The sequence below is a fragment of the Rhizobium deserti genome, from assembly GCF_004358025.1.
Lineage (GTDB): Bacteria > Pseudomonadota > Alphaproteobacteria > Rhizobiales > Rhizobiaceae > Neorhizobium > Neorhizobium deserti.
Genome location: NZ_SMTL01000002.1, coordinates 1,005,443 through 1,028,026 on the forward strand (window position 1 = coordinate 1,005,443; position 22,584 = coordinate 1,028,026).

A 22,584-nucleotide genomic window follows, 5' to 3' on the forward strand; every position below is an offset into this window, starting at 1 on the left:
CCCAATGACCACGCGCCTTTACGAACACGATCTCTTTCTCGAGCACAAGACGCCGGAAGGCCACCCCGAGCGGGCCGACCGGCTGCGCTCCCTGGCGATTGCCCTGCAGCACCCGAATTTCGACAAGCTCGACCGCAAGCAGGCTCCGCAGGCCAATGAGGATGCCGTCCTGCTCGCCCATCCGGAAGAGCATTTACGCGCCGTCATGCGCGAAATCCCGGAAGAGGACGAGATCCACCAGATCGAGGCGGATACTTATGTGGGGCCAAAGAGCCTGCAGGCAGCCTTGACCGGAATCGGCGGCGCCATGGCAGCGGTCGACGACGTGCTGACGGGCCAGGTGGACAATGCCTTTGTCGCCTCCCGCCCGCCTGGCCATCACGCCGAGAAAATGAAGGCGATGGGCTTCTGCCTGTTCAACAATGCCGCAATCGCCGCCCGTCACGCCCAGCAGAAATACGGTGTCGAGCGTGTGGCGGTCGTCGATTGGGACGTGCATCACGGCAATGGCACCCAGGACATCTTCTGGAACGACCCGTCGGTGCTCTTTGCCTCGACGCATCAGATGCCGCTTTATCCGGGCACTGGCGCCAAGGACGAGACAGGCACGAAGAACAATATTGTTAACGCTCCTCTTTCCCCGAATGACGGCAGCGAGCATTTTCGCGAAGCCTTCAAGTCCCGCGTCCTGCCGGCGCTCAAGAATTTCCGTCCTGACTTCATCATCATTTCGGCCGGTTTTGATGCGCATCACCGCGACCCCCTGGCGCAGATCAATCTGGTCGGTGACGATTTCGATTGGGCAACCGGGCGGGTGATGGAGATCGCCGGCAAATACGCCGGCAACCGGGTCGTCAGCTTGCTTGAGGGCGGTTATGATCTTGAAGGATTGGCCGAGTCGGCCGGCTTGCATATTTGCAGACTGATGAGAGGGTAAGGAATGACCGACAACAGCGAAACCATCGATGTGAGCGGCTATTCCTTTGAAAAGGCTGTGGCCGAGCTGGAAAGCATCGTGGCGCGGCTGGAGCGCGGTGACGTGGCTCTGGATGAATCCATCTCCATCTACGAGCGCGGCGAAGCCTTGAAGAAGCACTGCGAAAAGCTGCTGACGGCGGCGGAAAACCGCATCGAGAAGATCCGCCTGGACCGTTCCGGCAACCCCCAGGGTGTCGAGCCGCTGGACAGCGAATAAGCTTACCGAACGCTTCTGCCGCCTTTCTTTTGGACGGTCTCCGGCGAGAGCCTGAGGGCCAGGTCGACGGCTATCGACCAAAATCACGGGCTCGACTATATTATCGGCCATGGACAAGGACCAGGTCATCGCCAAGCTAAGAGAGCACGAGCAGGAACTGCGCGCCGCGGGTGCGGAGCATGTGTCGATCTTTGGCTCGGTTGCGCGCGGCGAAGCGACGGACGAGTCCGACCTTGATGTCCTCGTCAAATTTGCCGAACCGCTGCTTCATTCGGGCTGGGGTTACTTCAGCGCGATCGAAGATTTGCGCGCTTTGATTATCGGCATCACCGGTGCGAGCAGCGTTGACATCGTGCCCGAACCTCTCCGCAAAGAACGCTTCCGCAGAAGCGTCGAACGGGATCGAGCCGTTGCCTACTAAGCGCCCTTTGATCCGGATCCGTGACATCGTCGAGAATGGACAAGCCATTCTGCAATATACGCGCGGAATGGACTTCGAGGCTTACCTGCAAAGCTCGATCACACGCGATGCTTCCGAAAGATGCCTCGCGAGACTATCGGAAGCAAGTATCAAGCTTGGACCAACGGCAGAAGAGCTTTTCCCCGCTCACGACTGGCGCAATATCAGGGGCGTCGGAAACGTACTTCGGCACGGGTACGAGGATATTCTCGATGAGGTGGTCTGGATGATCGTTACAGATCGCCTCCCGCCGCTTCTCGTTGAACTGAACACATTCCTGGGGCAGTATCCGGACGACCAGGAAACACTCTAGCGAGCCGCCATGTCCTTCTTTCCCGGAATCGACCCTGCCGCCGGCGATGCCTTGGCCTGCGATGCCATCGAGAACCTGATCATCCCGCGCTCCAGCGATATCGGCGGTTTCCTGGTGCGGCGTGCCTTACCGACGCGGCAGCGGCGGCTGGTCGACCCTTCATCTTCTTCGACCGGATGGGCCTGGCTCTGCTGCGCGCCGATCAGGCTCTCGACGTCAAGCCGCATCCACACATTGGCCTTTCGACCGTCACCTACCTGTTCGACGGTGAAATCAAGCATCGCGACAGCCTGGGAACCGAACTCGTCATCAAGCCCGGCGACATCAACCTGATGACAGCCGGGCGCGGCATCGTCCATTCCGAACGGACGCCGGAAAACCTCCGCGGCCATCCGACATCTGTTTCCGGCCTGCAGACGTGGCTTGCCTTGCCCGAGGACCGTGAAGAAACAGACCCAGCCTTCTCGCATACTGGCAGAGATGCCATGCCGGTCATCGACGCCGACGGAGCAAGCGGCCGCGTCGTCATCGGCTCTTTCGACGGTCTTGCATCGCCGGTTTCGACGTTGACCGATACGCTTTATGTGGATGTCCGGCTCAAGCCAGGCCGGCGCTTTCCGTTTTCCGCCGCCCATGAAGAGCGGGCCGTCTACATCCTGTCCGGGGAGCTGGTTGTTTCAGGCGACCGGTTTGCCGCGGATCGGTTGCTGGTGTTTCGCCCCGGCGACGAGATCACCATCGAGGCCGGGCAGGCCGGCTGTCACGTCATGATGTTCGGAGGGGCGGCGCTGACTTCAAAGCGCTATATCTGGTGGAATTTCGTGTCCTCCTCAAAGGAGCGGATCGAGAAGGCCAAGGAAGAATGGCGGACTGGTCGCTTCGATATCGTGCCGGGAGACGAGGAAGAGTTTGTACCCTTGCCCACCGGCTAAAATCGATTAGAAACCGGCACCGCGACAACTTGAAAAAGCCCGTTTTCTTCTCATCTTGTGAAGGCACGCGCTTGCGAACAAGATGAGAGAAGGCAGCCTCTGTGACATCCCTCCCCACGACGCCGTTGCTCGACAAGGTCAAGCTTCCCGCTGATCTTCGCCAGATCGAGGACCGTGACCTGCCGCAGCTTGCTCGTGAAGTGCGCGACGAAATGATCGATGCGGTGTCGAAGACCGGCGGCCATCTGGGCGCGGGTCTCGGCGTTGTCGAACTGACGATCGCCATCCACAAGGTTTTCAATACGCCGGACGACCGGCTGATCTTCGATGTCGGGCATCAATGCTATCCGCACAAGATCCTGACCGGCCGCCGCGACCGGATCCGCACCTTGCGCCAGGAAAACGGGCTTTCCGGTTTCACCCGCCGCGCCGAGAGCGAATATGACCCGTTCGGTGCCGCGCATTCCTCCACATCGATTTCGGCGGGCCTTGGCATGGCCGTGGCCGCCGACCTGTCGGGCTCGAAGCGCAATGTGATTTCGATCATCGGCGACGGCGCCATGTCAGCCGGTATGGCTTATGAGGCGCTCAACAATGCGGGCGCGCTCGATGCGCGGCTGATCGTCATTCTCAACGACAACGACATGTCGATCGCCCCGCCGACCGGCGCGATGAGTGCCTATCTGGCGCGGCTTGCCTCGGGCCGGGCCTATATGGGCGTGCGGGAACTGGGCAAGAAGCTGACCGCCTATCTCGGCCGCGGCATCGACCGGGCCATAACCCGCGCCGTCGAGCATGCGCGCGGCTACGTGACCGGTGGCACCATGTTCGAGGAAATGGGTTTCTATCATATCGGCCCGATCGACGGGCATTCCTTCGACCACCTCCTGCCCGTGCTGCGCAATGTGCGCGACAATGGCCGCGGGCCGGTGCTGATCCATGTGGTGACGCAGAAGGGCAAGGGCTACCCGCCGGCGGAAGCGGCCGCCGACAAGTATCACGGCGTCAACAAATTCGACGTCATCACCGGAGCCCAAGCGAAGTCGAAGCCGAATGCCCCAAGCTATACCAGCGTCTTCGGCGATGCGCTCGTCCAGGAAGCGACAATCGACGAGAAGATCGTCGGTATTACCGCCGCCATGCCAAACGGCACGGGCATAGACAAGCTCGCGGAGATTTTCCCCGCCCGCACCTTCGACGTGGGGATTGCCGAGCAGCATGCGGTGACCTTTGCCGCAGGTCTCGCGACTGAAGGTTTCAAGCCCTTCTGCGCGCTCTACTCCACCTTCCTGCAGCGCGGCTACGATCAGGTCGTGCATGACGTGGCAATCCAGAAGCTGCCGGTCCGCTTCCCGATCGACCGAGCCGGTTTCGTCGGTGCCGACGGGCCGACCCATGCCGGTTCCTTCGACACGACCTTCCTCGCCGCCCTACCCGGCATGGTGGTGATGGCGGCCGCCGACGAGGCGGAACTGAAGCATATGGTGCGCACGGCCGCTGCCTATAACGAAGGCCCGATCTCATTCCGCTATCCGCGCGGTGAAGGCGTCGGTGTAGAGCTGCCGGAACGGGGCACAATCCTCGAAATCGGCAAGGGCCGGGTGATGAAGCAGGGCGCCAAAGTGGCTGTGCTTTGCTTCGGCACGCGTCTCAAGGAATGTCTGCTGGCGGCAGAAGACCTCGATGCGGCGGGCCTGTCGACGACCGTGGCCGATGCGCGTTTCGCCAAGCCGCTGGACCATGACCTGATCCGCCAACTGGCACGCCATCACGAGGTGCTGATTACGGTCGAAGAAGGCGCCGTGGGCGGCTTCGGCAGTCACGTCATGCAGTTCCTGAGCGTCGAAGGCCTGCTTGATAACGGCCTGAAGATCCGCTCCCTGGTGCTGCCGGATATCTGGATGGAACAGGCCAATCCGGACACCATGTATGCCAAGGCAGGCCTGGACCGCGCCGGCATCGTGTCGACCGTGTTCGGCGCGCTGGGGAAGACGCAGATCGGCGTTGGTGCTGCCGGGTGAAGCGGTTTCGAAAGCGTCAGCGACAAGCTTTCTCGTCTATGCGCATGTCCGCAGCGGCTACCAGTCCGCTGCCGTCAGAAACAGGATGTGAAGATCCTTCTCGGGGGTGAAATCTTCGGCCGTCATCTCGAAGGTCGTCGGTCCGACCTTCTTGACGCCGCTGCCGCAGAAGCTGACGTAGTCCTGAGGCTTGCCTTTGTCGATCGTCAGCTTGAACTTCTTGATCGGCCCGCTCCAATTGGCGCCGGTCGTCAGGATGTAGGAAATCCACTGCTCGGTATAATGCGGCCCGGATTTGCCGGCTGCCGCTTCCAGCTTGGCGGCCGTCTTCATGAAGGCATCGTCAATGCAGTAGCGCTCCGCATAGCTGCGATAGTCCATGGCCGGCTTGCCGTTTTCGATGAAACTCATGGCAACGGTACCGCCCACGCTCGGCTTGTATCGATGGCTGACGCGGACCGGTTCGCCGGGCGGAAATGTCGTCTTCCACCAATAGGCCGAGCGCAATGTCCAAGCCGGCGTCAGCTCTTCCTGCCAGCCATTGCCGGCATCGTAGCGGTTGACGAAAAGGAGGCCCCGCGCCACCCATTCCGCCTTGACGGCTTCCGGAAGCTGCTTCAGCGCCGCAAGCGTCTTGTCGCTATAGGGCAGCAGCGGCACCTTTTGCGCCACCAGATCGTCCGTCCAGTCTATGCCCGTGGCGATCGCCCGCTGCTGCAGCTCCGGCTTGATCTGCCGGCTGTCCTGGACCACCGAAAAGCCGAGGAAATTGTCATTCTCAGTGTCGCCGAAAGCGATATCGCTTTGCGAGCCGCCGACGACATCCGGCATCGGAAACGCGATAATGCTCTCAATGTCTTTGTCGCTGCCATTGCGGAAGACATAGTCGACCAGCACCTCTTCGCGCGACAGGTAAAGCGCCTCCTCCTCCATCGACACGTCGGAGGTCTGGACATAAACGAGGCCGCCGGTGGTGAGTTTGGCCGTCGTGTCATTGGCGAAGCACTGCCCCGCCGCCAGCAAAATACCAGCCATCACCGTCATGCGACGCATGTCTTCACCCCCCTGCCCCGGAAGGCCATAACATAGATGTATATCCGGCAGCAGAGAAGCATCGCGACACGCGATTGAACAGGAAAAGCTTGCATGGCAGGGGATTGGCAGGCATTGACTGCCACCATGACCTCCAATTCCGAAGACCAACGCCTCGACCAGCTTCTGGTAACGCGTGATCTTGTTGCAAGCCGCGCCCGTGCACGCGACGCCATTTCGCGCGGCACAGTCACCGTCAACGGCCGAGTCGTCACCAAGCCGAGCCTTACCTTTGCCGCCGATGCCGACATCAGCATCGACGATCCGGCCCAGGATTATGTTTCGCGGGCGGCGCTGAAGCTGGTGGCCGCCCTTGATCACTTCAAGCTCGATCCGGCTGGCCACGACTGTCTCGATATCGGCGCCTCCACCGGCGGCTTTACCGAGGTCCTGGTGATGCGCGGCGCCGAACATGTCACCTCGATCGACGTCGGCCACGGGCAGATGCATCCGCGGCTGATTGCCGATGATCGCGTCACGAATATCGAAGGGGTCAATGCCCGCTACCTGACGGCGGACGATTACGATAATCGCGAAATCACCTTCATCGTCTCGGATGTCTCCTTCATCTCGCTGAAGCTGGCGCTGGTTCCAGCGCTCGAGCTTGCCGAGCCGGGTGCCCATTGCGTGCTGCTCGTCAAGCCGCAATTCGAGGCCGGCCGCGATGCAATCAGCAAGGCGGGGCTGTTGAAGGAACCGGAAACGGCACCGGCCGTGGCCGCCGAACTGGAGCGCTGGCTTGTCGAAGACATCGGCTGGAAAAGCCTCGGGATGATCCCCTCGCCGATTTCCGGCGGCGACGGTAACGAGGAATTTCTGCTGGCCGGACGCAAGCCGCAATGAGTACGGTGACGATCACCATCAACAGGCTGGGCGCGCAAGGGCACGGCATCGGCAACGGACCCGACGGTCCCGTCTACGTACCCTACGCCCTGCCGGGCGAGACGCTTGCCATTGCCCGCAACGGCGATCACGGCACGGTCATGTCGACCGCGAACATTTCGCCGGATCGGGTGACGCCACCCTGCCGGCACTTCGGTCCCGACAGCGATGCCTGCGGCGGCTGCTCGCTGCAGCACCTGGCCGATGCACCTTATCACGCCTTTAAGCGCAGCCTGGTCGTCGAAGCGCTCAAATCCAAGGGCCTTGTCCCCGATGTGGGCGATCTCGTCATTGCCCGTCCGGCCGAGCGCCGTCGCATGGTCTTTTCCGCCAAGCTGACGGAAAAGGAATTCCTGCTCGGCCTCAACCGAGCCGAAACCAACCAGATCTTCTCCATCCAGGAATGTCCCATCACCGTGCCCGGCATTGTGGCACGGTTCGATGCGATACGGGCCGTCGGACGTTCGCTTGCGACAGGCGCCGAGACTTTCCGGATTGCGGTGCTGGAGACCCTGTCGGGACTCGATCTTGCCGCCGAAGGACTGAAGCCGCTTTCCGACAAGCAACGCCGGACGGTGACCGAGACGGTGCTTTCCTTGAAGGGAATTGCCCGCGTCTCGGTGAATGGCGAAATCGTCATCGAGCCGCAGAAGCCGGTAATCGACTTCGGGATTGTCCGGGTCTCGCCGCCGCCGGGCGGTTTCGTCCAGGCGACCAAACCCGCCGAAGAGGCAATGGCGGAACTGGTCATGGGCCATATCGGTAAGGCGAAACGAATCATCGACCTGTTTGCCGGCTCCGGCACATTCTCGCTTCGGCTGGCACGCCTGGGCCGGGTGCATGCGGTGGAAAGCGAAGACAAGCCGCTCAAGGCACTCGATCATGCCGCCCGCAATACGCAAGGGCTGAAACCGGTGACCGTCGAAAAACGCGATCTTTTCCGTCGTCCGATGACGGTTCAGGAGCTGAAGACTTATGACGCAGCCGTCTTCGATCCGCCAAGGGCCGGCGCCGAAGTGCAGGTGAAGGAACTGGCTCGCTCGGGCATCAAGAAGATCGCCGCGGTGAGCTGCAATCCCCTGACGCTCGCACGCGATCTGCGGATCCTCGTGGATGCCGGTTACCGCATCAGGTCCGTCACGCCGATCGACCAGTTTCTGTGGTCCACGCATGTGGAAACAGTGGCGCTATTGGAGAAGTAACGCGCGCAATACGGGTACAACCTGAAAGTGCATACGGTTAGTATGCATCTTAGGGTTTTAATGTCATGCTTCCTCCGCAACCATTGGCCGCAAGCGGTTTGCGGCAATGTCTTTGGAGGAAGGACCATGACAGAAATCGCAATGCACGGCCATGGCGTGCGCGGAATGAGCCGCGACAGTCTGGATAAGATTGCAGAAAACGGTGATCCGGGAAAATTTGGTCGCCTGTTCCGCGGTCTTTTGCCGCTTTTCGTTGAGGACGACGCGCTGTTCGAACTTGCAGAAGCAATGAAGGACGGGGAGGCGGGGAAAGATCCCGATCCGAAGGGAGACAATCCGAAAATACCAGCGGGCTACACCTACCTTGGCCAGTTCGTCGACCATGACATTACGCTTGACACGACGCCGCTCGATAAGCAGAAAGCCGATGCAAACGCGACGAAAAACTTTCGAACACCAGCGCTGGATCTCGATTCGCTCTATGGTGATGGCCCAGGGATCCATCCCTACCTTTATGCGCGGGACGGTAAGACCTTCCGCGTGACGGAGCGGATGCTGATCGGCCACGCAGCCGAGTCCGATGACGTCCAGCCTGTCGAAGAGCCAAAGCCACCAATCATGGTGCCAAAGCTCGACAATGATTTACCACGCAACCAGGTCGGGCATGCCTTGATCTTCGACGAGCGCAATGACGAGAATCTGTTGGTCGCGCAATTCCACTTGTTAATGCTGAAGTTTCACAATGCCGTGGTCGATCACTTAGAAGAAACGAAGCCAAGTCTCACCGGGATGGCGTTGTTTGCTGAAGCGCGCCGTATCGTGACCTGGCATTATCAGTGGATCGTGCTTTTCGACTTCGTGGAACGGCTGACGGAACCCGGCATCATCAACAAGATCAAGGAAAATGGCCGGAATATCTTTCGTTTCCCCGATGTGCCATTCATGCCGGCCGAGTTTGCAGCTGCCTGCTACCGGCTTGGCCATTCCATGGTCCGCGAAACGTATAGCCACAACCGGCTGTTCCGGCCGGGCGATGGCCAGAAAATTGCCAACGGCACATTGCCCCTGCTTTTCCTGTTTACCGGAAAATCGGGTTTTATCATCGGCGAACTTGCGCCGACGCCGGCGCAAAAACCACCAGCACCTCAGGCCACTTTGCCGTCCAACTGGGTGATTGACTGGCGCCGCTTTTTCGAACTCGACCTGCCGACGGATGATGAAGGCTTTGCTTTCAATCATTCACGCAGACTGGACCCGTTAATGGCGCCGGCACTGCATACATTGCCTGGCCTGACGCCGGAGATGCCGGAAAAAGAGCGGCGTGAATTCGTTCTGCCCTTCCGCAACCTTCGACGCGGTGTGCAACTCGGCCTTCCGTCCGGGCAAGCTGTCTGCCGCGCAATGGGCATGGAGCCTATGACCGCTAAGGAAATCGCCGACTGTCCGGCGGGTGAAGTGGCCGCAAAGCATGACCTCCACAAAGAGACACCTCTTTGGTACTATGTCCTCTGTGAAGCTCATCATCACGGCAAAGGCGAAAGGCTTGGCCCAATGGCCTCCGCCATCATTGCCGAGACTTTCCTTGGCATGGTGCATGGGGACAAGCAGTCATTTCTGTATCGGCGCTCGAACTGGCAGCCGCATCTCGGCAAGACACCCGGCCAGTTCACCATGGCCGATCTGATCGCCTTCGTCGGGGAGGCAAACCCCATCGGCACCGGGCCGTTTCAACCAAGGACCATGGCAGGCACACCGGCGGAGAAGCTCGAACCGGCGCAATAGTTACCGCGCGAAATCAAGCCTGCCGTTGCCTACCGTGCCAGGGCAGCGGCAGCGGCCGCCGATACGGCCTTCATCGGCATTGCAGATATAGGGCCGCCTGCGGTCCGAGCTTTGCGGCGGCGGCACGACGCAAACATAGCGCTGAAATCGGTCCCGGTCGCGATCCCTTGGCCGATCCGTCTGATAGTCTTCGCTGCCCGGCCGCAGGATGACACCGTTCGGGCCGATAGTGACTGCCGGGCTTTGCACCAGATGAAGGCCTGGTTGCTCGCCGATAGCTGTCAGGGAGCCGGCACCTGCATCCGCTGCGGCTGCGGCTGCGGAAAAAAGCGTCAGGGCCAAGGCCGAAAGAATTTGGCGCATCATGTCCTCCATATCAAAGAACATCCTAGTGGCTTGCTGACCCTGAAAGAAGACGCTCCCGCAGCTTCCCGGCCGGCAGCGTTAACGGCGCATGAAGGCCTCGAAGGCAGCCCGCGCTTCGGCGCTCCGCAGCTGCGCCGAAAAATGCACCAGTTCCTCGTCCATGCGCGCAAGCACTTCATCTCGGGTGCCCCGCACTAGGTCCCGGGCGATCCTCAGCGCCTGCGGCGGCTTGGCAGCTAGGCTGGCGGCCAACGCCAGTGTTTGCACTTCCACCTCCTGCGGCTCGACAAGCTTCCAGATCAGCCCGGCGTCGAGTGCAGCCTGAGCGGAAAAGCCCTCTCCGGCCACCAGCATGGCGAAGGCGCGTTGATGGCCCATGATCCTTGGTGCCAGAAGGCTTGCGGCAGCCTCGGGCACCAGCGCCAGATCGACGAACGGCGTCTTGAACAGGCTGCGGCCAGAAGCAATCGTCATGTCGCAATGCAGGTTCAACGTCGTGCCGATCCCGATCGCCAACCCGTCGACGCCTGAGACGAGCGGCTTTTCGGCAAGCGCCAGCGCCTTGATGAAGACTGCCGCCGCTGGCGCATCCTTGGATGCCGACATGGCATAGGCGAGAAAATCGCCCATATCATTGCCGGCCGAGAAGCAGCCCGCGGTTCCGAGAAATGCGACGCAGCGGACCGCGTCATCGCCGTTTGCCTCTTCCAGAGCCGCGGTCATGCGTTGATACATGGAAGAGGTAATGGCGTTTTTCTTTTCAGGCCGATTGAAGCGGATGGCCATGACGCCCGGATAGGCATCTGGCCGCTCGACGAGAACAAAGTTTTCGGTCACAAGCATCTCCTTCAGCCGAGAACGGCGCGGGCGGCTTCAAGGCTGGCGGCGCCGCAGATAACGCGGTCTTTAAGGGCAGCGGTCTCGGCAAGCATGTTTTCGGCTGCGAAGCGGCAGAGGCTTACGCGCCTATCGGCGTGCCCATCGCCGGTATCGGCAAGCGCCCCTTTCGCCAAGTAGGCGCCTGTTAGGACGAGGCCGAAGAGCCGCTGGTAAGGCGTCGCGCCGGCTAGCGCTTCCGCGGTTCGTCCGCTGGCTTGCGCTTCGAGCAGCCACCGGGTCGCGTCTTCGAGATCGGTGATCGCCCTGCCAAGCCGTTCTGCTGTTTCCCCAAAGGCCGGCTTGTTCGAGGCCGCCACGTCACCTGCGATGATCTTCAGTTCCGCCATAAAACCCTGCACCTGCGCGCCCGAAGAGAGCGGCAGCTTGCGCAGCACAAGGTCAATGGCCTGGATGCCGTTGGTGCCCTCGTAGATCGGCGCAATGCGGGCATCGCGCAGGTAGCGGGCGGCTCCGGTTTCCTCGATAAAGCCCATGCCGCCATGCACCTGGATACCCAGCGAGGCGACATCGACGCCGGCATCCGTCGCAAAGGACTTGGCGATCGGCGTCAGCAAGGCGGCCCGCTCCGTCCAGTGACGAGCCTCATCGCCCTGCGTATGATGCGACATGTCGATGGCATGGGCGCAGGCGTAGCAAATGGCACGGGAGCCTTGCGTCAGCGCCTTCATGGTGATCAGCGTGCGGGCAATATCCGGATGCTCGATGATCGGGCTCATGGCCTGCCCGTCGACGGCATTCCAGCCCGGCGCCTTGCCTTGGGTCCGTTCCCGCGCAAAGCTTACGGCCTTCTGGGTGGCTGCTTCGGCGATCGCGACGCCCTGCATGCCGACCGCCAGACGGGCGTTGTTCATCATCGTGAACATGCAAGCAAGGCCCTTGTTTTCCTCGCCGATCAGCCAGCCGATCGCGCCCTTGTCGTTCCCGAACTTGCCGTCGCCATAGATCATCGTGCAGGTGGGCGAGCCGTGGATGCCAAGCTTGTGTTCGATGGAATGGCAGAAGACGTCGTTGCGGGCCCCGAGCGAGCCGTCGTCATTGACCAGGAATTTCGGCACGAGGAAGAGCGAGATACCGCGGGTGCCGGCCGGCGCGTCCGGCAGCCGGGCGAGCACCAGGTGGATGATGTTGTCGGCGGCGTCATGCTCGCCCCAGGTGATGTAGATTTTCTGGCCGAAGATCCGGTAAGTGCCCTCCCCGGCCCGTTCGGCGCGTGCCTTGAGGACACCGAGATCCGAACCGGCATGCGGCTCGGTCAGGTTCATCGTGCCGGTCCATTCGCCGGACACCATTTTTTCGAGGTATGTCGCCTTGAGGCTGTCGCTGCCGTGGGCAACCAGCGCCTCGATTGCTCCCATCGTCAGCGTCGGCGCGAGCGCAAAGGCCATGGAGGCCGAATTCCACATTTCGAGCGCTGCGACATTCAACATATGCGGCAGGTTCTGGCCGCCGAATTCTTCCGGCGCGGTCAGGCCGTTCCAGCCACCTTCGCGCCAATGGCGATAAAGCTCCGGCCAGCCATCGGGCGTCTTCACCTCGCCGTCCGTCAGCCGCGCACCCTGCTTGTCGCCAACCTCTCCGAGCGGCGCCATTTCATTGCCGGCAAACCGCCCCGCCTCTTCCAGGATGGCATCAACGAGATCAGAGGAGAGGTCTCCCAGACGGTTGTCCTCAAGCGCACGAGCAAGACCCGCGACATAATTGAGCGTGAAGGCGATTTCTTCCACAGGTGCCCGATACATGGTGATGCTCCTCCCCGCTGGCGCCGCATCCGATCCGAACAGCGCCTTCTCCATATGCTTTTTACGTAAACGTAAATGAGCTTGTCAACGACGACGCGCTGCCGTCGGCGAGAAGATAAGCGTGACGACAAGGAAGATCACAACGGAGGCGGCAAGAGAAAGCAGTGGCCTAGGAAAATCGATAACCGAAAGGTGGTGGCGCCGAGGGAAACGAGCGGATACGATCAGCGATCCTGTTGAACCGGCGTTATATTGCGGGCGTAAGGAGTACCCATGCTTCCAGATTCCACGTCCCTTGCTTCCATCACCCCTGCCGTTCCAGGCCTCGTCTGGGCCTATCACTTCCACTCCAACGCCCGGCGCTGCACTGCCTTGCCGCTCGAAGCCGCGCGTAGCGACCTCGATGTGGATGAAGGGTTCCTGTGGCTGCACCTCAACCTCGCCGACATGCGGGTGGCTGGCTTTCTGGAATCACTTCCCGGACTGACGCCGGCGGCGATCACAGCGCTGACGACCCATGAAACGCATGCAGCCGTGACCCTGGACGAGCAGCTTGCCTTTGGCACGCTCGTCGATTTCCAGCGGGACTTCGACAATGACACGCGCGACATCGGCTGGCTGCATTTCTTTGTATCGGACCGCATCATCATCACCACGCGGCTGCAGCCGCTCCGGTCAATCGACCGGGTGCGGTCGGCGGTCGAGAAGAACGGCACGCGATACCGGCGGCCGATCGACGTTTTCGAGACGCTGGTGGCGGAGTTTCAGCGGACAATGATCACCCTGGTGATGGAGTTCACCGAAGAATTGAACCTGATCGAGGACTTCGTCTACGACAATGCACCGCGCGACGAGCGGCGAAGGTTAGCGCCTGTACGTCGGACAGTGGTGCGGCTGCACCGGCATTTGCGCACCGTGCTGACATTAATGCGTCGGGCCGCGGCGGCCGATGACGACGAGATGCCGCCCGGCTTCGACGACGTTGCGGGGCGACTGATCGCCCGTCTCGAGGCCGTCGACCACGACGTGTATGCCTTGCAGGAGCGTGCCCGTCTGCTCCACGAAGAGATCGATTCCAAGCTTTCGTCCGAAACCAACCGACATCTCTACATATTGTCGATCATGACGGCCTTTCTGCTGCCGCCATCCTTGGTCACCGGCTTTTTCGGGATGAACACCTCCGCCCTTCCCTTTGCCGAGGGCGCGCATGGAACCCTGCTCGCATTCGGCTTCATGGCGCTGTCGGTCGCGATCGCCTGGTGGCTGTTGAGGCGCACCGGCATCTTCTGACGACAAAAGCCCGGCCGTTTTGCAACGGTCGGGCTTCCAATGGATGACGTCGATCAATAATAGGGCGACGTGCAGACCTGCCGCGGCCCGTTATAGGGCTGGAAGGTGTTGGAATAGGTGTCATAGGACCGGTAGCGCGCCGAGCAATATTCATAATGGCGCGGATTGATGCCGCTGCCGCCGCTGTAAACAGGAGCCGGCTCGACGTAACGCGGCTGCGATGCAATCGCGCCGCCGATCAAAGCGCCGGCGCCGAAGGCCGCCAGCGGATACCAATAGCCGTTGTGGTGGCGATAGCCTGACCGATAACCACGGTGACCGCGATAGCCACCATAATAGCCGCCGCGGCCGTAATAACCACCGCGACCGTAATGACGGTACTGCACGGTTGTGACGTCGCTATTTGCCGGCTGGGCGGTCGGCGCGGCGGGCAGCGGCATGGCTTCAGCCGGTGCCAGTGCCCCAAGCACAAATGTCGCCGATAGCGCGGCGACGGCAAACTTCTTGAAAAGCTTCATCTCGAGATCTCCATTCCCCTGGTTGAATGTCACCCTTTGCCTGGCGATGCGTATCAGGTGAGGTCATCGCCGCAATCCGAAAGCTTAGGACTTCCGACCTGAACTGACCATTAACGCTGAACATGCGGCGCCCGGCTTATCAGCCAGGCGCCGTGATGCCTCAATAAGGCGAATTGCAGGAGCGGCGAACGCCACCGCTCGCAACATAGCTATTGTCGGATGCACGGTAGGTCCGGTAACGGCTCTCGCACCAGGCAACATGCCGGCTGCTGTAGCTGCCACGATCCGAAGCGACGGCACCGCCGATGATCGCGCCGGCACCGAAGGCTGCCAGCGGGAACCAGAGGCCGTTGTGATAGCGATAGCCAGGACGACGGTCACGATAGCCGCGATGACCATTGTGCCAATCTCGGCGGTCGCGGCGATCGTAATGACGGCGGTACTGGACGTCCTGGACATCCGTGACGGCGGCGGCATCGGAAAGCTGCGGGGCGGCGGGCAATTGCATGGCCTGGGCAGGCACGAAGCTGCCGACTGCAACGGCTAGCGCAACAGCGGCAGTTGTCAGGCGAAGACGGAAGGCATTCATCTGGGCATTTCCTGTTTGTTACAAGTTTAGCATATAACAGGAAATGCCATGACTTAGTTCCCCGGGACTTAAGTCCCGGATGCCTTCAGGCGACGACGGACAGCTTGCTTTGTTCGCCTTGCAGGCGGCCCATCATGAAGTTCGAATACCATTCGACGAACTGCATGACACCCCCTTCATGAGCCTCGGAATAGGGTCCGGGCTCATAGGCCGGGGAGCGGATGCCGAAGGCGTTTTCCTCGACGATCTGGCGATCCTGGTCGTTGGTCATGTCCCAGACATGGGTCAGTTCTTCCAGGTTGTAATCCACGCCTTCGACCGCATCCTTGTGGACCAGCCATTTCGTGGTCACTGCGGTTTCCTCCGGCCCCAGCGGCGTGACGCGAAACGAGATGGCGTGGTCGCCGAGCATATGGTTCCAGCTGCTCGGATAATGGAAAAGCAGCATGGTACCGATCTGTGGAATGGTGACGTCGTCCGAGAGCGGGCGGTGGACCGCGCGCTGGCCGTTCATCGTGTAGCTTTCCGCGCCTTCGATCAAGGGCATGCGGGCAACCCGGAACTGACCGTCGGTCGACATGGTGAAAGTGCTGGGCAGGCCTGAACCCTCGCAGCGGGCCCAGTGCTCGGCGATCAGCGGATCGTCACCTGCACCCTGGACGCCGGTTGCGGTCGGCGCTTCCGGATAGGTGCGGCAGAGTTCCGGATGATTGCCGGCGCAGTGATAGCATTCCCGGTTGTTTTCCCAGACCAGCTTCCAGTTGCCCTTCTCGATGATGGTGTTCTGATGCGCGACCTTGGCTTCGGAAAGGCGGTGCGGCGCCATGTAGGGCTCGATCATGGCACGGACCGGAGCGAAATCGGGCGCCTCGTTGGCGAGGCAGATGAAGATATAGCCAGCGACGGTTTCGCAATGGACCTTCTTGAGCCCATACTGGCTCTTATCGAAGTTTTCGCCCATGTGACGCGCCGCCATCAGCGAGCCGTCATGCTGGTAGGTCCACTGGTGATAAGGACAGACGAGGCGCACGGCCGAACCGCTTTCCTTGGTGCAGACGCGGTGGCCTCGGTGGCGGCAGGTATTGTGGAAGGCACGGATTTCACCGTCGCGACCGCGGATCACGAGGACGGGGTAGTCACCGATCTGAAGCGTAAAATAATTGCCGGGCTTTGCCACTTCGCAGTCGTGGCCGATGAACAGCCAGTCGCGATACCAGATCATTTCCAGATCGAGCTTGTAATAGTCCGGGTCGATGTAAAAGGGTTGTTCGAGGCTGAAACCTTCGCGGCGGTTCTTCAATTGCCGCAGGACCTGATTATGAATATCCATATGCCTTCCTCGTCAACATTGTGCGGGAGGACATGGAGATGGGTTCGGCGCCAGCCGTCAGCTCCTGCCCCGAACGCCCGCCGCGATCGGTCCTTCATCGGCTCAAGGCTGGTTTCCGGGCTAAGGAGCCGTCCCGAAAGGACTGCATGGCACCTTCCCGGGCGGCCTTTGCGGCTCTTGCCCAGTGGCTTTCCGCCATGCTTTGTACTCCACCACCGTTGCGGGGGCAGCGCCGGATCGGCCAGAGCCTGCCGGCTTCCCAATTCTCCGCCTTCCCTAGCGAGGCGGCACCTTGAGCTTTCGCGGATATAAACATCGCCCGAGCTTGTCGCATAGGCAACATTGCGACATCGGCAACTGCATTGACGACGGTAGTGGTGCGATTTTGACTGGACGAGGAAACCGACTGTTAAAGGCTCGCGTCTAGAATCGTCCTATCAAAAGGACCGGCCGATGCAGACGACAGGTAAGCTCCGCTACTACGAAGCTCGCGGCCAGAAGCCGCCGGTTGCGCCGACCAACAAGCAGGTCGCGCATTCCGAATTTCTGCGCACCGGCAAGATTTCCAGACCTAACCCGATCTGGATGCCCGCCGAACGCCTTTACATGAGCTATGACGAAGTGGCGAGGCGCACCGGGCAGAAGCTCGAAGCCGCCGGCGACGTCACCCATGGCAGGATCAACGGCTTCCATCGCACGATCCAGTTCCCGAAGATCCTCTTTCACCGGACGCTCGACGGAAGCCCGCATCTCGGCTATTGCCACGTCACGGCGGCCAGCACCTTCTTCACGCCCGAATCGCGGGTCAGTTGGTCCTTCTACATTGCCAACTTCTTTTCCGAGATCGGCGATGGCGAGATCTTCTTCGAGCGGATCAATGCGCAATATTCCCGCATGTATTTTGCGGTGGCCATCAAAGGCGAGCCAGGCAAGGACATCCAGATCAACCGCACGGTGCGCGGCAATGGCCTGCTGTTCAAGACCCGCGATCCCAAGGAAGCGATGAAGAACGTGCTCATGCTCGGCGCCCCCGACCACACTGCGCGCGACATCATCAAAAAGCTTTGAAGCAACGGAAGTCCGCGGTATTGACGCGGATATGACGGCAACAATCATCGATATCCGACGCGAACCGGAAGCCGCGCTCAAGCAAGCCGAGGCAGTGCTTTCCGATGGCTTTCCGGTCGCCTTGCCGACCGAGACTGTCTACGGGCTTGCCGCCGACGCCACAAATCCGGCCGCCATCGCCAGGATCTACGAGACCAAGGGCCGGCCGCGCTTCAATCCGCTGATCTGCCACATGGCGGACTTGGCCATGGCGGAACGTTATGCCAGCTTCGACGCCCTGTCGCGCCGCCTGGCGGAGACGTTCTGGCCAGGGCCGCTGACCCTAATCCTGCCGCTGAAGCCCGACAGCGGCATTCATCCGCTGGCAACCGCCGGCCTCGACACGGTGGGCGTGCGGGTACCGGCCGGCTTTGCATCCGAGCTCATCCGCCAGTTCGACCGGCCGCTTGCCGCGCCGAGCGCGAATACATCCGGTAAGGTCAGCCCGACAAGCGCCCGTCATGTGGTGGAGGACCTGGGCGAGAAGCTAACACTGATCCTCGATAACGGTGCTGCACCCGTCGGCGTCGAATCCACCATTCTTCGTGTCGAGGACGGGCAGATCAGGCTTTTAAGGCCGGGCGGGATCTCGGCCGAAGCTATCGAGGCGGCGACTGGGCAGCCGGTGATCCGGCCGCAAGGGCCAACCGCGATCATCGAGGCACCCGGCATGCTAGCCTCCCACTACGCACCGGGCGCCGCCGTGCGGCTGAATGCGACAGAGGTTGAAGCCGGCGAAGCGCTGATTACCTTTGGCGCAGCGCCGATCAAGGGCGCGGAACACGCAGTCGCCGTTTTCGACCTCAGCCCGACCGGCGATCTTGCGGAAGCAGCCGCAAATCTGTTTGATTACCTGAAGCGGGCGGATGCCACCGGTGCTGCCCGAATCGCAGTGGCGTCTGTTCCGCAAACCGACCTCGGCGAGGCAATCAATGACAGGCTGACTCGCGCTGCAGCTCCGCGGGAATAAGCCGAAAGGGAGGTAAAACGCATGGATCTATCCGCACTAAAGCCGGAACTTCTTGCGCGCTTTGCGGCCATTGTCGGTGACAGCCATGCCATACGCGACGCAGCGGAACTGGCGCCACGGCTTGTGGAAGGGCGCGGCCTTTACCGCGGCGCCTCTCCCCTGCTGCTGAAGCCGGGATCGACGCAGGAAGTTTCGGCCATACTGGCACTGGCCAGCGAAACCGGCACGGCCATCGTGCCGCAGACGGGCAATACCGGGCTGGTCGGCGGCCAGACGCCGCGTGAAGGCGGCAATGACGTCATCCTTTCGCTCGAGCGCATGAACCGCATTCGCGATGTCGATCCCGTCGCCAATGTTCTGGTGGCCGATGGCGGGGCCATTCTTGCCGACGTGCAACAAGCCGCGGAAGCCGTGGGACGTCTTTTTCCGCTGTCGCTCGGCTCGGAAGGCTCATGCCGCATCGGCGGCAACCTATCCACCAATGCCGGCGGAACTGCCGTGCTTGCCTATGGCAATATGCGCCAGCTCTGCCTCGGCCTGGAAGTCGTGCTGCCGACCGGCGAGATCTGGGACGGCCTAAGGCGCCTCAAGAAGGACAATACGGGCTACGACCTGCGCGACCTTTTCATCGGTGCCGAAGGCACGCTCGGCATCATTACCGGCGCAGTCCTGAAGCTTTACCCGCAGCCGGCGGGACACCAGGTCGCCTTGGCAGGGATTGGTTCGCCCGAAGATGCGTTACGGCTTTTCGAACGCGCGTCCAACCTTTGCGGCCCGGCCCTCACCGGGTTCGAGCTGATGCCGCGCATCGGGGTGGAATTCACCACCCGCCATATCGACGGCGTGCGGGACCCGCTTTCCGAGCCGCATCCCTGGTATGTGTTGATCGACATCTCCACATCCGACACGGCCGAAACGGCTGAGATCATGATCCAGTCGCTGCTGGAACAGGGCGTCGAGGCGGAACTGGTGCGCGACGCCGTCATCGCTTCTTCGGTCGCGCAGCAAAAGGCGCTCTGGCATATGCGCGAAAGCCTTTCTGATGCGCAAAAGCCGGAGGGCGGCTCGATCAAGCATGACGTTTCGGTGCCGGTCTCGAAGATCCCCGCCTTCATGGCGGAAGCCGGAGATGCGGTGCTGAAGGCCGTGCCGGGCGCGCGCATCTGTGCCTTCGGACATCTGGGCGACGGTAATATCCATTATAACATTTCCCAGCCGATCGGTGCCGACAAGGCAGCCTTCATCGGCCGCTGGCGCGAGGTCAACGAGATCGTTCACGGCGTAGTGCTTTCGGCCGGCGGATCGATTTCGGCCGAACACGGCATCGGTCAGCTGAAACGGGACGAGCTGGCGCATATCCGCTCGCCGATCGAGATGGAGCTGATGTACCGCATCAAGCGCGCCTTCGATCCGGCCGGCATCATGAACCCGGGCAAGGTCGTGACGCTTCCATGACCAGCCGGCCGGAAACGACGATCCGCATCGATCTCGAAAACGGCGTGCGACTGGGCCCTGGCAAGGCGCAACTTCTGGCCCTCATCGAGGAGCACGGCTCCATCCGGGCCGCAGGTGCATCGATCGGCATGTCCTACCGGCGTGCCTGGCTGCTGGGCGACGAGATCAACCGGATGTTCCGCCAGCCGTCGATTTTCACGCGTCACGGCGGCAAGAGCGGCGGCGGAGCCGGACTGACGGAGTTCGGCCAGGAACTGCTTTCCCGCTACCGGCGGATGAACCAGATGGTCCGCGATGCGACGCAGGCCGACCTGGACTGGCTGGCCGTTCATACGGACCCGGATTTTCACCCGGGCGAAAAGAAAGATTAAAGACACGATTGCAGGTTCGCGGCCACACCGGCCGGCCTAACGGGGCCCGCGTAGGTGGTCGAGAATGCCTCGCCCTTGCTGGCGCATTTCGGAACACCTGTCTCTTCTTCGCTCAGCCCGCGCGACAGGATTCAGGTCTCCCTTCCCGCGTCGGAACAGGACTGTTCAGGCTTTGAACAGAATTGCCGGATTCACGCTTCGGAAACCGTGGAACGTGCTGTTTCGCTAACCATTCCCTTCGGCAAACCTTCCTTAACCGCGATTTTTAAGTAGTCTCGAAGGGGCGCGCCCTATGCTTTGGCTATCAGAGGACAAAAGTCCCGCAGAGAACACCGACCGGAAAACCGGAAGAGGCTCTCAGGTAAAACAAGGGTAGCATACACGATGAGCAAAACCGTTCTGAAGCCCGTTTGGGCAGGGTCGACACTGAGGATCGATCCGTCTCGTTTCCCGCAGCAGGTCACTTACCGGCTGCAAGAGACATCAGGAGATGTCACCATCACCCTCGACGATCGCGGCGCAGTCATGCGTAAGATCCTGCCCGGCAGCGGCCTGCCGATGTCTTTCGCCCTGCCGGCGCGTGCCTTCAAGGGTGTTGCCGCCCGCGCCATCGATCATGGCGACGGGGAAGTGACCGTCACGCTCGAGCTGCATCACGACGATCCCGAACTGTGCATTCCACTGCTTGTCGCTCATGACCTTTGCGATATTGCCGCGGACTGGCGCAGCTGGTCCGACGCCTTCCGCATTCCCATGCTGATGGTTGAGGCTGACGGCATTGCCCGTCCGTTGGAAAACCATGTCGGCAGCATCCGCGCCCATGCCGCCAAGCCGCGCCGCCGCCACTCCTATTTTGCCGCCCGCCGCCCGCGCTTCCTGGTCCGCCGTACCACCGGCAGCCTTGGCGTGATGATGAAGATCGAGGGCAAGGAGATCATTGCGCGCCGCTAGGCTTGTCCCTTGGTCCGAAACAGCGCGCGATGAAGAAGAAGCCCGACCGCAAAGGCCGGGCTTCTTTCGTTAGATCACCAGGGACAAGACGAGGCCTATGAACAGGATGGCACCGACGCGGCTATTGAACTTGAAGAGCCTGAGGCACTGGTCGCCATTGGAAATATCGAGGATAAAGATCTGCCAGGCGAACATCACGGCCGCCAGAAGCAGACCCAGATAGGCAAGCAGGTCGACGCCGGCGCCTGCAAAAGCAAAGAGCAGAAAAAGCAGCGCCAAACCGTAAAGGCCGGCCAGCCAAGGCTTTGTGTTGTCGCCGAACAGGCGAGCCGTGGAGCGGACGCCGATCAGTTCGTCATCCTCCTTGTCCTGATGCGCGTAGATCGTGTCATAGCCGATCGTCCATACAATCGCTGCGGCATATAGCCAGATCGCCGGCCACGACAGGCTGCCGAAGGTAGCCGCCCAGCCCATCAGCGCGCCCCAGGAAAAGGCCAGGCCCAGAAAAAACTGCGGCCAATCCGTGAACTTTTTGGCGAAGGGATAGATGGCGACGGTGGCAAGCGACAGGATGCCAAGGAAGATCGCGAAGGGATTGAGCTGGATCAGCACGAGAAAGCCGATCAGCGCCTGCGCGACGAGGAAGACCTTTGCCCCGAAGCGGGACACGCGGCCGGAGGGTAAGGGTCGCGAGCGAGTGCGGGCCACTTCCATGTCGATCTCGTGGTCCACCAGATCGTTATAGGTGCAGCCGGCGCCTCGCATGGCGACCGATCCTATGAAAAACAGGAAAAGGTGAAACAGGAAGAGTTTCGGCGAGAACAGCCCTATGTCGTCGGCTGCATTTGCGGCAAGCGCCGCCGACCAGAAGCACGGCCACATCAGCAGCTGCCAGCCGATCGGCCGGTCCCACCGGGCAAGCTGCGCGTAGGGCCAGGCGCCCCGCGGCAGCAGGCGGTAAACGAAATTGCTGGATGGCGCGTCGGCCACCCGGCCGCTGAAATGATCGGCTTGGGTCATAGCCGGTTCTAGCCTTGGCCAAAGCGGACGGTCAAGCAGGCCGCTACGCGCGGCCGGCTTGGCCTCGTGCCCTAGAAGCAGAGCCCCTTTCGAGGGGAT

Annotated in this window: 22 protein-coding genes, 1 pseudogene and 1 riboswitch; of the genes and pseudogenes, 15 read left to right on the forward strand and 8 right to left on the reverse strand. The window is 61.3% G+C overall.

Annotation, left to right across the window (positions count from 1 at the left end; translation table 11 throughout):
- The first annotated feature begins 4 nt into the window (after nucleotides 1-4).
- The 6 genes and pseudogenes from E2F50_RS11380 (at nucleotide 5) to dxs (ending at nucleotide 4,921) form a co-directional block, all read left to right on the forward strand.
- Nucleotides 5-937 carry a histone deacetylase family protein gene (locus E2F50_RS11380; protein ID WP_133316221.1) on the forward strand — a complete coding sequence of 311 codons (933 nt, stop codon included), beginning with the start codon at nucleotides 5-7 and terminating at the stop codon, nucleotides 935-937.
- 3 nt (nucleotides 938-940) lie between these two features.
- A complete protein-coding gene (locus tag E2F50_RS11385) occupies nucleotides 941-1,195 on the forward strand; it encodes an exodeoxyribonuclease VII small subunit (RefSeq protein ID WP_133316222.1) in 255 nt (84 codons plus the stop codon).
- Nucleotides 1,196-1,304: 109 nt separating this feature from the next.
- Nucleotides 1,305-1,616, forward strand: a complete 312-nt coding sequence (locus tag E2F50_RS11390; protein ID WP_133316223.1) for a nucleotidyltransferase family protein — start codon at nucleotides 1,305-1,307, stop codon at nucleotides 1,614-1,616.
- Complete coding sequence (locus E2F50_RS11395) at nucleotides 1,606-1,968, forward strand: HepT-like ribonuclease domain-containing protein (RefSeq protein WP_245515366.1); 363 nt, start codon at nucleotides 1,606-1,608, stop codon at nucleotides 1,966-1,968. The genes E2F50_RS11390 and E2F50_RS11395 overlap by 11 nt, the downstream gene beginning before the upstream one ends.
- A 9-nt stretch (nucleotides 1,969-1,977) precedes the next feature.
- A pseudogene (locus E2F50_RS11400) lies at nucleotides 1,978-2,900 on the forward strand (pirin family protein).
- A gap of 101 nt (nucleotides 2,901-3,001) precedes the next feature.
- Nucleotides 3,002-4,921 carry a 1-deoxy-D-xylulose-5-phosphate synthase gene (dxs, locus tag E2F50_RS11405; protein WP_133316224.1) on the forward strand — a complete coding sequence of 640 codons (1,920 nt, stop codon included), beginning with the start codon at nucleotides 3,002-3,004 and terminating at the stop codon, nucleotides 4,919-4,921.
- Between the two features lie 57 nt (nucleotides 4,922-4,978).
- Here dxs and E2F50_RS11410 read toward each other — a convergent pair whose 3' ends face one another.
- The gene (locus tag E2F50_RS11410; protein WP_425375377.1) at nucleotides 4,979-5,974 is read right to left on the reverse strand and encodes a DUF4424 domain-containing protein; all 996 of its coding nucleotides are present in this window, start codon (nucleotides 5,972-5,974) and stop codon (nucleotides 4,979-4,981) included.
- A gap of 126 nt (nucleotides 5,975-6,100) precedes the next feature.
- Here E2F50_RS11410 and E2F50_RS11415 point away from each other — a divergent pair, with 126 nt between their 5' ends.
- The 3 genes from E2F50_RS11415 to E2F50_RS11425 all read left to right on the forward strand — a co-directional run bounded on the left by E2F50_RS11415 (nucleotide 6,101) and on the right by E2F50_RS11425 (nucleotide 9,879).
- A complete protein-coding gene (locus tag E2F50_RS11415) occupies nucleotides 6,101-6,856 on the forward strand; it encodes a TlyA family RNA methyltransferase (protein ID WP_133316428.1) in 756 nt (251 codons plus the stop codon).
- A complete protein-coding gene (locus E2F50_RS11420) occupies nucleotides 6,853-8,097 on the forward strand; it encodes a class I SAM-dependent RNA methyltransferase (RefSeq protein WP_133316225.1) in 1,245 nt (414 codons plus the stop codon). The genes E2F50_RS11415 and E2F50_RS11420 overlap by 4 nt, the downstream gene beginning before the upstream one ends.
- Before the next feature lie 141 nt (nucleotides 8,098-8,238).
- Nucleotides 8,239-9,879 carry a peroxidase family protein gene (locus E2F50_RS11425; protein WP_245515367.1) on the forward strand — a complete coding sequence of 547 codons (1,641 nt, stop codon included), beginning with the start codon at nucleotides 8,239-8,241 and terminating at the stop codon, nucleotides 9,877-9,879.
- Here E2F50_RS11425 and E2F50_RS11430 read toward each other — a convergent pair whose 3' ends face one another.
- The 3 genes from E2F50_RS11430 to E2F50_RS11440 all read right to left on the reverse strand — a co-directional run bounded on the left by E2F50_RS11430 (nucleotide 9,880) and on the right by E2F50_RS11440 (nucleotide 12,884).
- On the reverse strand, nucleotides 9,880-10,242 hold the full coding sequence (locus E2F50_RS11430) for a hypothetical protein (protein WP_133316226.1): 363 nt from the start codon (nucleotides 10,240-10,242) through the stop codon (nucleotides 9,880-9,882). It lies immediately after the preceding gene.
- An 81-nt stretch (nucleotides 10,243-10,323) separates the two neighbouring features.
- Nucleotides 10,324-11,082 carry a crotonase/enoyl-CoA hydratase family protein gene (locus E2F50_RS11435; RefSeq protein ID WP_281029199.1) on the reverse strand — a complete coding sequence of 253 codons (759 nt, stop codon included), beginning with the start codon at nucleotides 11,080-11,082 and terminating at the stop codon, nucleotides 10,324-10,326.
- Nucleotides 11,083-11,093: 11 nt separating this feature from the next.
- Entirely contained in the window at nucleotides 11,094-12,884 is a 1,791-nt protein-coding gene (locus E2F50_RS11440; protein WP_133316228.1) for an acyl-CoA dehydrogenase family protein, read from the reverse strand.
- Nucleotides 12,885-13,157: 273 nt separating this feature from the next.
- On the opposite strand from E2F50_RS11440, the gene E2F50_RS11445 reads away from it, so the two are divergent.
- Nucleotides 13,158-14,174: a transporter gene (locus E2F50_RS11445; protein WP_133316229.1), complete on the forward strand. Its 1,017-nt coding sequence runs from the start codon at nucleotides 13,158-13,160 to the stop codon at nucleotides 14,172-14,174.
- 53 nt (nucleotides 14,175-14,227) lie between these two features.
- On the opposite strand, the gene E2F50_RS11450 is transcribed toward E2F50_RS11445, so the two are convergent.
- From E2F50_RS11450 to E2F50_RS11460, 3 genes are all read right to left on the reverse strand, one after another.
- Nucleotides 14,228-14,692, reverse strand: a complete 465-nt coding sequence (locus tag E2F50_RS11450; RefSeq protein ID WP_133316230.1) for a BA14K family protein — start codon at nucleotides 14,690-14,692, stop codon at nucleotides 14,228-14,230.
- Between the two features lie 160 nt (nucleotides 14,693-14,852).
- Nucleotides 14,853-15,281: a BA14K family protein gene (locus E2F50_RS11455; protein ID WP_133316231.1), complete on the reverse strand. Its 429-nt coding sequence runs from the start codon at nucleotides 15,279-15,281 to the stop codon at nucleotides 14,853-14,855.
- Between the two features lie 85 nt (nucleotides 15,282-15,366).
- Entirely contained in the window at nucleotides 15,367-16,611 is a 1,245-nt protein-coding gene (locus tag E2F50_RS11460) for an aromatic ring-hydroxylating oxygenase subunit alpha (protein ID WP_133316232.1), read from the reverse strand.
- An 89-nt stretch (nucleotides 16,612-16,700) separates the two neighbouring features.
- Nucleotides 16,701-16,921: riboswitch (cobalamin riboswitch) on the reverse strand.
- Nucleotides 16,922-17,064: 143 nt separating this feature from the next.
- On the opposite strand from E2F50_RS11460, the gene E2F50_RS11465 reads away from it, so the two are divergent.
- The 5 genes from E2F50_RS11465 (at nucleotide 17,065) to E2F50_RS11485 (ending at nucleotide 21,465) form a co-directional block, all read left to right on the forward strand.
- Nucleotides 17,065-17,679 carry a DUF6656 family protein gene (locus tag E2F50_RS11465; RefSeq protein ID WP_133316233.1) on the forward strand — a complete coding sequence of 205 codons (615 nt, stop codon included), beginning with the start codon at nucleotides 17,065-17,067 and terminating at the stop codon, nucleotides 17,677-17,679.
- A 31-nt stretch (nucleotides 17,680-17,710) separates the two neighbouring features.
- The gene (locus tag E2F50_RS11470; RefSeq protein ID WP_133316234.1) at nucleotides 17,711-18,688 is read left to right on the forward strand and encodes an L-threonylcarbamoyladenylate synthase; all 978 of its coding nucleotides are present in this window, start codon (nucleotides 17,711-17,713) and stop codon (nucleotides 18,686-18,688) included.
- Nucleotides 18,689-18,709: 21 nt separating this feature from the next.
- Entirely contained in the window at nucleotides 18,710-20,143 is a 1,434-nt protein-coding gene (locus E2F50_RS11475; protein ID WP_133316235.1) for an FAD-binding oxidoreductase, read from the forward strand.
- On the forward strand, nucleotides 20,140-20,514 hold the full coding sequence (locus tag E2F50_RS11480; protein ID WP_133316236.1) for a winged helix-turn-helix domain-containing protein: 375 nt from the start codon (nucleotides 20,140-20,142) through the stop codon (nucleotides 20,512-20,514). The genes E2F50_RS11475 and E2F50_RS11480 overlap by 4 nt, the downstream gene beginning before the upstream one ends.
- Nucleotides 20,515-20,898: 384 nt before the next feature.
- On the forward strand, nucleotides 20,899-21,465 hold the full coding sequence (locus E2F50_RS11485) for a DUF6101 family protein (RefSeq protein ID WP_133316237.1): 567 nt from the start codon (nucleotides 20,899-20,901) through the stop codon (nucleotides 21,463-21,465).
- A 69-nt stretch (nucleotides 21,466-21,534) separates the two neighbouring features.
- Here E2F50_RS11485 and ubiA read toward each other — a convergent pair whose 3' ends face one another.
- On the reverse strand, nucleotides 21,535-22,485 hold the full coding sequence (gene ubiA, locus E2F50_RS11490) for a 4-hydroxybenzoate octaprenyltransferase (RefSeq protein WP_133316238.1): 951 nt from the start codon (nucleotides 22,483-22,485) through the stop codon (nucleotides 21,535-21,537).
- Nucleotides 22,486-22,584: the final 99 nt, after the last annotated feature.